Source organism: Candidatus Omnitrophota bacterium (assembly GCA_026387175.1).
Taxonomy (GTDB): Bacteria; Omnitrophota; Gorgyraeia; order 2-01-FULL-45-10; family 2-01-FULL-45-10; genus CAIMPC01.
In genome coordinates this window covers 54,677-69,123 of sequence record JAPLME010000007.1, presented here as the reverse complement: position 1 = coordinate 69,123, position 14,447 = coordinate 54,677, and the positions used below count along the sequence as shown (strand labels likewise).

13 protein-coding genes are annotated in these 14,447 nt (G+C 47.0%); all 13 read left to right on the top strand.

The features are described 5' to 3' along the window. The first annotated feature begins 83 nt into the window (after window positions 1-83). On the top strand, window positions 84-2,552 hold the full coding sequence (locus NTY76_03375) for a PAS domain-containing sensor histidine kinase (GenBank protein ID MCX5678131.1): 2,469 nt from the start codon (window positions 84-86) through the stop codon (window positions 2,550-2,552). 3 nt (window positions 2,553-2,555) lie between these two features. After that, window positions 2,556-2,918, top strand: a complete 363-nt coding sequence (locus NTY76_03370) for a response regulator (GenBank protein MCX5678130.1) — start codon at window positions 2,556-2,558, stop codon at window positions 2,916-2,918. 40 nt (window positions 2,919-2,958) lie between these two features. Beyond that, window positions 2,959-3,369, top strand: a complete 411-nt coding sequence (locus NTY76_03365) for a response regulator (GenBank protein MCX5678129.1) — start codon at window positions 2,959-2,961, stop codon at window positions 3,367-3,369. Window positions 3,370-3,385: 16 nt separating this feature from the next. Continuing rightward, entirely contained in the window at window positions 3,386-3,727 is a 342-nt protein-coding gene (locus NTY76_03360; protein MCX5678128.1) for a response regulator, read from the top strand. A 4-nt stretch (window positions 3,728-3,731) separates the two neighbouring features. Beyond that, complete coding sequence (locus NTY76_03355; GenBank protein ID MCX5678127.1) at window positions 3,732-4,976, top strand: patatin-like phospholipase family protein; 1,245 nt, start codon at window positions 3,732-3,734, stop codon at window positions 4,974-4,976. Between the two features lie 75 nt (window positions 4,977-5,051). After that, window positions 5,052-5,219 carry a PLD nuclease N-terminal domain-containing protein gene (locus NTY76_03350; GenBank protein MCX5678126.1) on the top strand — a complete coding sequence of 56 codons (168 nt, stop codon included), beginning with the start codon at window positions 5,052-5,054 and terminating at the stop codon, window positions 5,217-5,219. A 40-nt stretch (window positions 5,220-5,259) separates the two neighbouring features. Continuing rightward, window positions 5,260-5,640: a hypothetical protein gene (locus NTY76_03345; GenBank protein ID MCX5678125.1), complete on the top strand. Its 381-nt coding sequence runs from the start codon at window positions 5,260-5,262 to the stop codon at window positions 5,638-5,640. 13 nt (window positions 5,641-5,653) lie between these two features. Next, window positions 5,654-7,414, top strand: coding sequence for a hypothetical protein (locus tag NTY76_03340; GenBank protein MCX5678124.1), 1,761 nt, complete (start codon window positions 5,654-5,656; stop codon window positions 7,412-7,414). 37 nt (window positions 7,415-7,451) lie between these two features. Further along, window positions 7,452-8,057, top strand: a complete 606-nt coding sequence (locus tag NTY76_03335; protein ID MCX5678123.1) for a hypothetical protein — start codon at window positions 7,452-7,454, stop codon at window positions 8,055-8,057. Between the two features lie 222 nt (window positions 8,058-8,279). Then, a complete protein-coding gene (locus NTY76_03330) occupies window positions 8,280-9,920 on the top strand; it encodes an FMN-binding glutamate synthase family protein (protein ID MCX5678122.1) in 1,641 nt (546 codons plus the stop codon). A gap of 107 nt (window positions 9,921-10,027) precedes the next feature. Then, window positions 10,028-11,626 carry a CTP synthase gene (locus NTY76_03325; protein ID MCX5678121.1) on the top strand — a complete coding sequence of 533 codons (1,599 nt, stop codon included), beginning with the start codon at window positions 10,028-10,030 and terminating at the stop codon, window positions 11,624-11,626. Between the two features lie 71 nt (window positions 11,627-11,697). Continuing rightward, window positions 11,698-12,774, top strand: coding sequence for a glutamine-hydrolyzing carbamoyl-phosphate synthase small subunit (gene carA, locus NTY76_03320; GenBank protein ID MCX5678120.1), 1,077 nt, complete (start codon window positions 11,698-11,700; stop codon window positions 12,772-12,774). A 1-nt stretch (window position 12,775) separates the two neighbouring features. Further along, a complete protein-coding gene (carB, locus tag NTY76_03315; protein ID MCX5678119.1) occupies window positions 12,776-14,443 on the top strand; it encodes a carbamoyl-phosphate synthase large subunit in 1,668 nt (555 codons plus the stop codon). Window positions 14,444-14,447: the final 4 nt, after the last annotated feature.

Sequence of the window (14,447 nt, the reverse complement as noted above, 5' to 3'; positions counted from 1 at the left end):
TTATACCCATGTACAATTGACCAACTTCCGGATTTCCCATATAGTACAAGTATAAAGATGAATGAGACGCGAGGGTCTGAGACATGAAAGATAAAAAGGGAATGGACAAATCAAAGATTGAGATAGCTTTAGAATATGGCAATAGCATTATCGCTACACTAAGAGAACCGTTCCTGGTGCTCGATAAAAACTTGCGCGTTATTTCCGCCAACCAATCTTTCTATAATACCTTTAAGGTCGCTAAAGAAGATACATTAGGCCGGCCGCTTACTGATTTAGGCAATAGGCAATGGGATATTCCAAGACTGCTTGTTCTCTTAAGGGAGATACTTCCGGAAAAAAAAGTTATAGAAAACTATGAAATCGAACACGAATTCGAGCAAATTGGACAGCGATGTATTAACCTGAATGTCTCTCAGCTGCGTATCCCCAAGAAAATAGCGGCAATAATAGCGGCAGGGGTAAGAGAAAAAACAAGAGAAGAAGCAGGGGAAGAAGATGAGGAAGAAGAGCTAATCCTCCTGGCCATTGAGGATATTACCGAGCGCAAGGAAATAGAAGCCGGGCTGGAAAAGACTCGAAAAGAACTGGCGGTTATTAAAAAGTCCGCAGATGAAGTCAGTGAATTCGCTGAGAGCGTTATCAACACTGTGCGTGAACCATTAATTTCTTTGGACAAAGATCTCAGGGTGGTCATGGTAAGCCGTTCCTTCTATGACTTTTTTAAGGTAAAACCTGAAGAGACCGTCGGGCAGCTTATCTATGACCTGGGCAATAAGCAGTGGAATATCCCCAAGCTGCGGGAACTGCTGGAAACCATACTTCCCCAAAAGACAACCTTTGATAACTACGAGGTTGAACACAATTTTGCTGCTATCGGCAGGCGTATAATGCTTTTAAATGCCAGGCAAATTGAACGGGGGATGGGTAAGGAGCGGGTCATCCTGCTGGCTATTGAAGATATCACCGAGCGTAAGGAGATAGAAGCTGGCCTGGAAAAGACCCGCAAAGAACTGGAAGTAACTAAAATATCCGAAGATGCGGCCCGCGAATACGCCGAGATCATCATCAACACCGTGCGTGAACCCTTAATAGTTCTAGATCAAGATTTAAGGGTAGTCACCGCCAGCCGCTCCTTCTATGAAGTCTTTAAGGTAAACACCGAAGAGACCGTGGGACAGCTTATCTATGACCTGGGCAATAAGCAGTGGAACATTCCCAAACTGCGGGAACTGCTGGAAAACATACTTCCCCAAGAAGCAACCCTTGATAACTACGAGGTTGAACACGATTTTTCTACCATCGGCATGCGCACAATGCTTTTGAATGCACGGCAGATTCAAAGAGTGCTGGGTAAGGAGCGAATCATCCTGCTGGCTATTGAAGACATCACCGAGCGTAAGGCGATAGAAAATGGGCTGGAAAAAATCCGCAAAGAACTGGAAGTAACTAAAATATCAGAAGATGCGGCCCGCGAATACGCCGAGAGCATCATCAACACCGTCCGTGAACCCTTAATCGCTCTAGATCAAGATTTAAGGGTAGTCACCGCCAGCCGCTCCTTCTGTGAAGTATTTAAGGTAAGCACCAAAGAGACCGTGGGACAGCTTATCTATGATCTGGGCAATAAGCAGTGGAACATTCCCAGGTTGCGGGAACTGCTGGAAACCATACTTCCCCAAAAGACAACCTTTGATAACTACGAGGTTGAACACGATTTTTCTACCATCGGCATGCGCACAATGCTTTTGAATGCCAGGCAAATTGAGCAAGGGACGGGTAAGGAGCGGATCATCCTGCTGGCTATTGAAGACATCACCGAGCGTAAGAAAGCGGAAGAAGCCACTAAAGAAGTCGCAGAAGCAAAATCAAAGTTTGCTTCTATGGTATCTCACGAACTCAGAAGCCCGCTGACAGTTATCAAGGAAAGCATCAATCTTGTTATGGAGGGGTTGGCAGGGGACGTAACGCTTGAGCAGAAGGATATTTTAGATACCGCAAAGAGCAATATCGACAGATTGGGCCGCCTGATAAATAACGTTTTGGATTTTCAGAAGATGGAAGCGGGGAAGACAGAGTTCGATATCAAGGAATATAATATAAATGAGGTAGTACTGGCAACGAGTAAGGGGATGAATTTTCTGGCGGAGGAGAAGGGCATGAGCTTCATAGTGAACATAGATGAGAGCCTGCCCAGGGCAAAGTTTGATAAAGACAAGATCATTCAGGTGCTCACCAATTTATTGAGTAACGCCGTAAAGTTCACAGAGAAAGGCAGTATATCCATTACTACTAAGAGTGGGGATAGTGTGCTGCATGTGATGGTGGAGGATACCGGACTTGGAATCCAGGCCACAGATATGCCCAAGCTTTTTCAGACATTCGAGCAATTGGGCGGGGGGCTTGGAAAAAAGACGGGCGGCACAGGTCTCGGGCTGGCCATATCTAAAGAGATAATTCAGGCGCATAACGGGAATATATGGGCGGAGTCGCAACCCGGTAAAGGTTCGATATTTCACTTTACCCTGCCCATAAAAGAAAGTAGAGGCTAAAGCATGGCACAGAAGATCCTGGTCGTCGATGATGAGCCGGATGTGTTAAAGATCATATTATTAAGATTAAAGAAGACCGGTTATGAGGTGACAGGCGCCAGAGACGGCCGGGAGGCGCTGGATCTGGCGCGCCAAATTATCCCTGACCTTATTATACTCGATTTCCATCTACCGGACATGAACGGTGATGTTGTTGCCGGAATTTTAAGAGGGGATAAGGATATGAAGCATATCCCTATAATCCTGATCTCTGCCACCGTCACATCTATTGACCAAAGAGCTAAGGAATGCGGCGCTAACGGGTGCATTGCCAAGCCATTCGAGCCTAAAGAATTAATAGACGCAGTAAAGAAGATACTGGGATAAAAAGGTCAAACGAGCGACATTAAATCAAAGGAGGCGGAATATGGGGACAAAAATTTTGGTAGTAGATGATGAGCATGATATACTGAAAATGCTTAGAATTCGTTTAGAAAAAAACGGGTATACGGTTATCACCGCGTCTAACGGGAATGAATGTATCGAAAAAGCTGTCGAGGAAAAGCCGAACGTCATACTGCTAGACGTGCTGTTGTCGGGGCAAAGCGGCTTTGAAGTGAGTAAGATGCTCAAAGCAAATGCTAAAACGAAAGACATACCTATTATTATGGTAACGGCACTGCTCGGAGAATCTGTGCAGCGGCACGGAATAGCGAGTGGAGCAGAATACTTAATAAGCAAACCATTTGACCCGGATGACCTTCTGTGGGAAATCGAAGACGTCTTAAAAAACAAAACAGTAAGCCTTGGGGTTCCGGAAGGCGCTAAAGAAAAGTAGCGCAGAAGAGCGGGAAATGAAACTCTTAATCATTGATGACGACCATGACCTTGTAAAGATGATGAAATGTCAATTTGTGAGTTCGGGTTATACGGTAGAGACAGCGTTTGCAGGCTACGAGGTGTTGGGATTGGTTAAGTCGGGATATGTTCCTGATGTCATTATCCTGGATCTATATCTGCCTGAAATAAGCGGAATAGAGCTCATAGCAACGCTTATAAACAGGTGGGAGTTTGCCAGGATTTATATTCACTCTGGACATACGGAGAACGCTAAAGCGTTTTCTCGTTCAGTATGCGGATGTTTTCATAAGGGAGTACATTCGGTGAAGGATATAATAAAAGCGATAGGGAGATGAATATATGAGAGTCATAAGAACAAAATGGATGTCAGGTTTTCTTATAATTATTCTTTCGATAGGCGCGCTGTCAATCCAGGGCTGCGCTACCATACGATCACGGAATGCGGTGCCGATGGATTTTGCCGGAAAAGTTACCGTTAACGGCATGCCGGATATCCGCTCTGATATCGACAATCCCGACCCGATCGTCATGCAGAAGAGCCTGATAGATTCATTTAAGCAGGAAGGCCCGGTTAACTTCCTGGGCATAAAGATCTATCCCGTGCTAGCTGTCTCAGGCGGCGGGGCTAACGGCGCTTATGGCGCAGGGCTCTTAAAAGGGTGGTCTAAGGAAGGTTCACGGCCGATCTTTAAAATAATTACAGGCGTCAGCAGCGGGTCGCTTATCGCTCTTTACGCGTTTCTAGGAAAAGATTACGATGACCAGCTCGAGAATTTCTTTACTACTATATCAACCAAAGATATAATGAGAAAAAATAACTTATTCAAAATTTTATTCGGAGACTCGCTTATGAGCTCCGCTCCTATGGTCAAAAAGATCTCATCCATTGTAGACGGAAAATTAATGGCGAAGGTTGCCGAGGAACATAAGCGCGGCCGCAGGCTATTCGTGGGGACCGTAAATCTTGATGCGCAGGAATTCGTCGTTTGGGACATGGGAGCGCTTGCGTGTAAGGGCGGCTCCGATTCGCTAAAGATGTTCCGGAAGATACTTCTGGCCTCAAGCTCCTTACCGATGACATTTTCCCCCGTAAATTTTAAAGTTTCTTCCGAGTCCGGCGAAGTTTATGATGAGATGCATGTGGATGGCGGTACCATGAGAGGGGTATTTTATATTGATCGATTAACAAAAAATATGGAAGGAGCTGCTAAGCTGTTCGGTATCGACCCCTCAAAATACAGGCCGCAAATCTATGTTTTAAGTAATTCTTATATGTCGCCGAACAGGCAACAGGTAAAAGACAGCCTGGTAGATATAAGCATACGTTCTCTTGACACGGTGGTGGCAGCCGCAAATAACGGAGATATTTACAGGCTCTATGCCACTGCTAAAAGAAGAGGCCTGGATTTTAATTTAGCATATATTCCAGCCGATTTTAAACCTCATCCGAAAGAGTTATTCGATAAACAAGAAATGCAGAGGCTCTTCAAGCGCGGATATGATGACGCGGTGAACGGGTACAAGTGGCATAAGACGCCGCCCGGATACGCAGCGGAGGATGAAGGCCCGGAAAAAACCGAATGAAAAAATATATTACGTCAATCCGCACTTATTGAAATAGCAGCGGAACTGTAATATAATTAAAGAGGAGGAGGATGTATGACAGGAATAGTTGCGCTTATAGTTTTGGTTCTGGATATTATTGCCATTGTCGATATCCTGAAAAGCTCTGCGGATACAGGCAATAAAGCATTATGGCTCATTCTGATAATCGTTTTACCTGTTATCGGCATGGTTCTCTATTTTCTACTTGGCAAGAAGAAATAGCTTTAATCGGCTAAAGTTCATGAAAAAAAGGAGGATGAAAATGAAAAAATATATCGGAATTTGCAGCCTGATAATGCTGGCGATGCTAGTTGTCAGCTCGATAAATCCCGCAGACTGTTTTGCGTGGAGGCAGAAATATCAACAAGAATTAACCGATAACCCAAAACTTGGCGAAGCAAATGAGCTTTATAAAAAAGCCATACCATGGATTGAGAATGGTGACGGCGTGCACCAACCTCAGAGGGCAGCGGAGTTTTATGCCACCGCGGAATCGTATCTGGAAAGCGCCATCTTCACGCTGAAAGAGCTCGGAAATAAGTACGCCATTGACGTTACCAAGGAGATCACATTTTGCGAAAAGCTACAGAGAGAGACGCATTCGAAGCAAGGAGATGCGAAGAGAGAATCAAAATTAAGATAAATCCCAGCTACATATGAAAAAGATATTTCTAATACTAATTTTATCTTTACTTTGCGCGGTAGCCATAAGAGACTTTCTACGCGCTGAAGACGTGAAGATTAAAGTAGCGGATAAAGAAGTGACGGCTAAGATCATGTCTAAGTCGGAAGCTGAGTTAAGATCATCCATGAGAACGCTATGGGAGTCACGCGCAACTTTATCACGAGCTTACATTGTAAGCGAAATGAATGATTCGACAGATACGGATCAGGCCAGAGATAAACTCCTTAAGAATGCGAGTAATCTCGGAGACACAATTAAGCCATATTACGGAGGTTGGGCAAGTGCCATTTTGACCGGTTATCTTAAAAATGATGTGAAGCTTACTGAAAAAGTTATTAAAGCCGTCAAGGCAGGCAAGGAAGAGGCTCTGGATCTGATTAAGAAGGCCAAAGAAGAAGCTCTTGGTCTGACTGAGAAGGCCAAAGGAGAAGCCCTGGGACTAACTGAGAAGGCCAAAGGAGAAGCTCTTGGTCTGACTGAGAAGGCCAAAGGAGATGAGAAGGCCAAAGGAGAAGCCCTGGGACTAACTGAGAAGGCCAAAGGAGAAGCTCTTGGTCTGACTGAGAAGGCCAAAGGAGAAGCCCTGGGACTAACTGAGAAGGCCAAAGGAGAAGCTCTTGGTCTGACTGAGAAAGGCAATAAAGAAGCTCTGGGACTAACTGAGAAGGCCAAGGAAGAAGCTCTTGGTCTGACTGAGAAGGCCAAGGAAGAAGCCCTGGATCTGAATGAGAAGGCCAAGGAAAAAGCCCTGGGACTGACTGAAAAAGGCGATAAAGAAGCCCTGGATATGACTGAGAAGGCCAAAGAAGAAGCTCTTGGACTGACTGAAAAGGCTAAGGAAAAAGCCCTGGATATGACTGAGAAGGCCAAGGAAGAAGCTCTGGGACTGACTGAAAAAAGCGATAAAGAAGCCCTGGATCTGAATGAGAAGGCCAAGGAAAAAGCCCTGGATATGACTGAGAAGGCCAAAGGAGAAGCCCTGGGACTGACTGAGAAGGCCAAGGAAAAAGCCCTGGATATGACTGAGAAGGCCAAGGAAAAAGCCCTGGATCTGAGTGAGAAAGGCAATAAAGAAGCCCTGGATATGACTGAGAAGGCCAAGGAAAAAGCCCTGGGACTGAGTGAGAAGGCCAAGGAAAAAGCCCTGGGACTGACTGAAAAAGGCAATAAAGAAACTACTGAGAAGGCCAAGGAAAAAGCCCTGGGACTGACTGAGAAGGCCAAGGAAAAAGCCCTGGATCTGACTGAGAAAAGCAATAAAAAAACCCTGGATCTAACTGAGAAAGGCAATAAAGAGGCCCTGGATCTGAATGAGAAGGCCAAGGAAATGGCCATGGATCTGATTAAGAAGGCCAAGGAAATGGCCATGGATCTGATTAAGAAGGCCAAGGAAATGGCCATGGAGATGACTGAGAAGGCCAGGAAAGAAGCGCTGGAACGGGCCAAGAAGTCCAAAGAAGAAGCGCTGGAACGGGCCAAGAAAGAATGGTATGAGAATGCGCGCGGCTTGGCGGGTTTCTTCTCCATCCCGCATAACCAGACCAAGAAAGATTTGACAGATCTGTTATATAAGCACTTGGATCTTACCTGGAGCGATATCGAAGCTATACTTACAAAAGATGGGATAAAGGACTTGGACTATTACGAAAAAGACCGTGCCCACATGGTAATGTTTTCAGGTATGTTGGTGGATGGTCTTGTAAAACAATTCCCTAAAAAATTTAAGGAATGAAAATCGGCGTTAAAAGATAATAAACGGGAGGAAAAAGATGAAAAAAATAGTATTCGCAGGTTCGATCGTTGCGTGCGCGGCTATCATAATAGTTTCATTTTTCATGCCTTGGGCCAGGGCGTCGGTTAATGCGACTAAAGTAGCGAAGAATCTGGCAGATTCCGCAAGCGGCAAGCTCCAGAATACGTCTTTTGCCGGGAAGTTTGTCAAAGAATTCGACAAGGCAACGAATGCCATAGGTAATCTCGGTGACATAGAGGTGAAGACCACAGTAAGCGGTTATGATATTCCGACCCTGATAAACAAGAAATCTTCAAATATAGCCATTCAGCTTGCGCAGATACTCTTCAAAGATGCCAAGGACCTGGATAAGAAGAGCATGCTGGTTTATCTTCTGCCGTTATTTGCGATAGTATGCATTATCCTGGCCGTAATAGGCTTTAAATATAAAGTATCGGCTATAGCGACAGCCCTTATTGGAGGAGCCATAGGTATTGGCGGGCTATACAAATTAATGTCGACGGATCTTTCCAAGCTTCCCGTCCAGATCGCAATCGAAAATGGACTATGGCAGACTATGTACGGATATCTCCTGATATGCATCTTAAGTATAGCCTGGCTCATTATGAAACCGAAAGAATAAAACAAATAAGTAAAATCCAAATAAAATATATTTGTAGAAATATCCGGCATTTGTGCGTATAATTACATATAATTAAGCAGCCTCCCGCCCTTACCGATGACGCTATGGGCCCGGGGACAGAGACGTCCTAAAATAGCCAATGGAGGCATATATTTTTTTGCATTGGTGAGCCTTAAAAACAGGCAAATGATGCAAAAAAAATAACAAACAAGGGGAGGATCTATGAACCTGCGTTGTCCGGGTGGAAACGATGCAAGCCGCACGTTCAACCGCTCAAAGAACGTCGTGCCAAGTTCAGGTCTATGTTCAAGATGCCTTGAAGCATGCCGCGGAAATTGCGAAGTATTTAAGTCCTCGTTCAGAGGCAGGGAAGTTATCTACCCCGGGCCCTTCGGTGAAATGACAGCGGGCGGGGACAAGGATTATCCGGTAGATTATTCACATCTAAATATTCAGGGATACGCCTCCGGCGCAAAAGGGCTGCCTAAAGGCGTGGAAGGTAATCCTGATACGGCCACCTTTCCTTCAGTAAACACTGAGACAGAGTACGGCTGGGACAAAAAAGTGAAGATGCGCCTTCCGATCTTCACCGGCGCGCTCGGCTCGACCGAGATAGCGAGGAAGAACTGGGAACATTTCGCCGTCGGAGCCGCTATTTCCGGCGTTACGCTTGTATGCGGTGAAAACGTCTGCGGGATCGACCCTAAGCTGGAGCTCGACTCAAAAGGCAAGATCACAAGCGCGCCGGATATGGACAGGCGCATAGAGCTGTACAGACGGTTCCAGGAAGGCTATGGCGAAATACTCGTTCAGATGAACGTCGAGGATACGAGACTGGGGGTCGCCGAATACGTCCACAAAAAGCATAAGCTCGACACTATAGAGCTTAAGTGGGGACAGGGAGCGAAGTGCATCGGCGGTGAGATCAAAGTCAATTCGCTCGACAGAGCAAAAGAGCTTAAGAAGCGCGGTTATATCGTTACTCCCGACCCGACCGTGCATTCGAACCAGATGGCATTCAAGGACGGCGCCATAAAAGAGTTCGAGAGGCATTCAAGACTCGGGTTCGTTTCTTATGACGGGTTCATGGATGAGGTCAAACGATTAAGAAATATAGGATTCAAACGCATCACGCTTAAGACCGGCGCCTACTCGATGGTAGAACTCGCGCAGGCCATTAAATTCTCGTCCGAGGCGAAGATCGACCTTCTGACGATAGACGGCTCTTCCGGCGGAACGGGCATGAGCCCCTGGAGGATGATGCAGGAATGGGGAATACCGACATTCTATCTGCAGTCTCTCGCATATGAGTTCTGCGAAAAGCTGTCGAAGAAGAAGGCGAGGATCCCCAGCATAGCTATCGCCGGCGGATTCGCCCTCGAGGATCATGTATTCAAAGTGCTCGCGATGGGCGCGCCTTACGTGAAAGCCGTCTGCATGGGCAGGGCTCTGATGATCCCCGGCTTCGTCGGAAAGAATATCGAAACCTGGATCAAAGACGGTAAACTGCCGCCGAACATTGCGGAGTTTGGAATGAAACCGGAAGAGATCTTCGTAACATACGACGAGCTTAAAGAAAAGTATGGCAGCGACATGAAGGACATACCTCTCGGAGCGGTCGGAATTTACACGTTCTCTCAGCGGATAAAGGTGGGCCTGCAGCAGCTTATGGCAGGGTCGAGAAACTTCTCGTTAAACACGATATCGAGAAAAGACCTGATGGCCCTGACGGAAGAAGCCGCAAAAGTCTCCGGCATCTCTTGTGTTATGGATGCCTACAGGAAAGAGGCTGAAATGGTTCTGGATGGGAAGACATCGAAGCAATCGAAAACTTCCTTGACACGAACCAGGGTTATGGTATAATCCGCTGTAGGTAGCTCAGCGTAGAATACCTCAAAAAACAAGGACGTTTTGAAGCCGTACTATCGGCGCTCAAAGCGTCCTTGTTGTTTTTAATAAAAGAGGAGAGCATGACAAAATATATATTCACCACTGGCGGTGTGATTTCGAGTCTAGGTAAAGGAATCGCCTCAGCGTCTATAGCCAAGATTTTGGAGTCAAGAGGCCTTAAAGTCTCTCTCATTAAGCTCGATCCTTATATAAACGTAGACCCCGGCACCATGAATCCGTATCAGCATGGAGAGGTCTACGTCACGGAAGACGGCGCCGAGACGGATCTCGATCTCGGCCATTATGAACGTTTCACAAGCGCTCAGATGACAAAATTTAATAACGTCACCACCGGCCAGGTTTACAATACTGTAATACTCAAAGAGAGGCGCGGAGACTACCTCGGCAAGACCATCCAGGTCATTCCGCATATAACCGACGAAATAAAGGAACGGATAAAGAAAGCGGCTCAGGTATCTGACGCTGATATTTTAATAGTGGAGATAGGCGGCACCGTCGGTGACATCGAAAGCCTTCCGTTCCTGGAAGCCGCCAGACAATTCCGCCTCGATGTCGGTTATAATAACGCTCTATATATACACCTGACGCTGATCCCATATGTGCGCTCGGCCGGCGAAATAAAGACAAAACCCACTCAGCACTCTGTAGGTAAACTACGCGAAATAGGCATACAGCCAGACGTCTTGCTGTGCCGCACGGAAAAACCGCTTTCCGACGACATAAAAGATAAGATATCTCTATTCTGCAATGTCCGCAAAGGGGCTGTCATCGAGGCGCCTGACGCCGAAACGATATATGAAGTGCCCCTGATATTCAAGGACCAGGGGCTTGACAAGATACTGCTGAACCACTTCAATATCAAATGCAAATCCACTAACCTTAAGAAGTGGCGCACAATGGTTGTGGACAGGATCCTGAAACCAAAAGAGAAGGTGACCGTTGCCGTGGTAGGTAAGTATATTGGTTTGCAGGATGCCTACAAATCCATTTATGAATCTCTCGTACACGCGGGTATATCTAATAACACTAAGGTGATCATAAAAAAGGTTGACTCTGAAGATGTAGAGAGAATTGGAGCGGACAGGCTGCTTGGCGGCGTATCCGGTATACTTGTGCCGGGGGGCTTCGGCTACCGCGGTATAGAAGGCAAGATCAAAACCATAAAATACGCCAGAGAGCACAAAATACCATTCTTCGGGCTGTGTCTGGGAATGCAGTGCGCGGTGATAGAATTCGCGCGAAACAAGTGCGGCCTGAAAAGCGCCAATTCCACCGAATTCGAACCGGACACAAAAGATCCTGTGATCAGCTTGCTCGAGGAGCAGAAGGGCATAAAAGACATGGGCGGAACCATGAGATTGGGCGTCTACCCGTGCGAGATAAAGAGGCCTTCCGCCGCATTCAAAGCATACGGTAAGGACCTCGTCCTGGAGCGCCACCGCCATAGATATGAGTTCAATAATAAATACAGGGATCTCTTCTCCAAAAACGGCATGGTCTTCTCCGGCATATATCCGAATAAGAATCTCGTAGAGATGGTCGAGATAAAAGGCCATCCTTACTTTATAGCCGTCCAGTACCACCCTGAATTCAAGTCAAAGCCGGATAGGCCGCATCCGCTATTCCGCGACTTCATCAAAGCCGCGCTCAAAAAATAGCCCGCTCGATTTGTGCTTTGACTTTTACCAGCCGGTAATATATAATCGCTGAAATAAGGCAGGAGTGTGAGATGGAAGCTATATTAGCTTTAGAGGACGGCCGTATATTCAAGGGCCAATCTTTCGGCGCCAAAGGCGAAAGTTACGGCGAAGTCGTCTTTAATACCAGCATGGCCGGTTACCAGGAAGTGCTGACAGATCCATCTTACAAAGGCCAGATCGTCACGATGACGTATCCGCTGATAGGTAATTACGGCATCAATGATGAAGACTCCGAATCCCGCAAACCGTTCCTTGAAGGCTTCGTAGTAAAAGAGTGTTCGAAGATCGCATCTAACTGGCGCAGTAAAAAGACGCTCGGGGACTACCTCAAAGACAACAACATTCTGGGCATAGAAGGCATCGATACGCGCAGCCTTACTATGCATATAAGGCAATCCGGCGCCATGAAGGCGGTCCTGTCCACCGAAGACCTGAATGAAACAAATCTCATTAAAAAGGCAAAGGCATCGCCGGGGCTCGTCGGTATAGACCTGATAAAAGAAGTTATCCCATCTAAGCCTTACGAGTGGAACGCCAAAGGGCGCTTTAAAGTCATCGTTCTCGACTGCGGAGCCAAATTTAATATAATGCGCGAGCTTGCGCGTAATGACTGCAAAGTAACGGTAGTCCCCGCCACTACGAGCGCAAAAGAGATATTGGACCTGAAGCCTCACGGCATAATGCTGTCTAACGGCCCCGGCGATCCCGGAGCGCTTCCTTACATTGTAAAGACAGTACAGGGCCTGATCGGTAAATTGCCGATCTTCGGAATATGCCTCGGACACCAGATGCTCGGCCAGGCATTCGGCGGAAAGACCTACAAGTTAAAATTCGGGCACCATGGGGGAAATCAGCCGGTCAAGGACCTGAAGACCGGCAAGGTAGCCATCACCGTCCAAAACCACGGATTCTGCGTCGATATCAACACATTGAATACAAAAGAGCTCGAGATCACGCATATAAACCTGAACGATGAGACTCTTGAAGGCATCAGACATAAGAAACTCCCGATATTTTCTGTACAGTTTCACCCGGAGGCGTGCCCGGGCCCCAAGGACGCTGAATACCTGTTCGGAAGATTCGTAGAATTGATGAAGAAGAACTGATATGCCAAAACGCACAGACCTGAAAAAGATATTGATAATAGGCTCCGGCCCCATAGTGATAGGGCAGGCCTGCGAGTTCGACTATTCCGGCTCACAGGCCTGTAAGGTCCTGAGGCAGGAAGGTTACAAAGTGATCCTGATAAATTCTAACCCCGCGACTATCATGACGGATCCCGAGCTTGCGGATAAAACTTACATCGAACCGATCACCGTGGACGCGATAAGGAAGATCATCGAAAGAGAGCGGCCCGACGCTCTTCTTCCGACTCTGGGCGGACAGACAGCGTTGAACGTCGCAGTGGGGCTTGATAAAGCCGGAGTTTTGAAAAAATACAGGGTCACTATGATAGGTGCCAATATAAAAGCGATAAAGAAGGCGGAAGACAGGCATCTCTTTAAAGAGGCCATGCAGAAGATAGGGCTGGACCTTCCGGAGAGCGGTAAGGCCTATAACCTTAATGAGGCGATCTCGGTCGCCGAAAAGATCGGTTTTCCTATAATAATAAGGCCGAGCTTCACTCTGGGCGGAACGGGCGGGGCTGTCGCTTATAACATGGAAGAGTTCAGGGAACTGGCGAAGATAGGGCTGGACTCCAGCATGATAAGCGAAGTGCTCATCGAGGAATCCGTGATCGGCTGGAAAGAGTTTGAGCTCGAGGTCATGAGAGACAAGAAGGATAATGTCGTCGTCATATGCTCTATAGAGAACTTTGATCCTATGGGCGTGCATACCGGAGATTCGATAACTGTCGCGCCGGCCCAAACGTTGACCGACAAGGAATACCAGGTCATGAGGAACGCGGCAATAGCCTGCATAAGGGAGATAGGCGTCGAAACCGGCGGATCCAACATACAGTTTGCCATAAACCCCGATAACGGACGTATGGTCGTAATAGAGATGAACCCCCGCGTTTCAAGAAGCTCAGCGCTGGCCTCAAAGGCAACGGGCTTTCCCATAGCGAAGATCGCGGCTAAGCTCGCGGTCGGATACACGCTCGATGAGATACCTAACGATATCACTAAAGAGACTCCCGCATGTTTTGAACCGTCGATCGATTACTGCGTCGTGAAGATACCGCGCTTCACTTTCGAAAAGTTCCCTGCGGCCGATCCGACGCTAACTATATCGATGAAATCCGTAGGGGAGGCGATGTCGATCGGCAGGACCTTCAAGGAGTCCCTGCAGAAGGGCCTGAGATCTCTTGAAATAAAGAAGAGCGGTCTTGAAAGCCTGCTCTTTAAAAATTATCCTCGGGAGATAAAGGCCGACGACGACACATTGAACATCATCTATGAAAAGCTGAGAAAACCCAACTGCGACAGGATATTCTATATCGGGGATGCCATAAGAGCCGGAGTGTCTATAGACAAGATCTATGAGTTGACCTGTATCGACAGGTGGTTCCTGTATAACATAAAAGAGATAATTGAACTCGAAAAAGAGATCACCCGGAAAGGGAGCCCCATCACCGCAAAACTGCTAAAGACAGCAAAAGAGTTCGGTTTCAGCGACCGCCAGATAGCGCTCCTGACCGGAGTTACCGAGGATGAGATCTCCGCCTTGAGAAAGACCCACAACATTAAACCGGACTATAAGCTGGTCGACACCTGCGCTGCGGAATTTCAGGCATACACGCCGTACTATTACTCCACCTACGACAGTCAGTAATAAG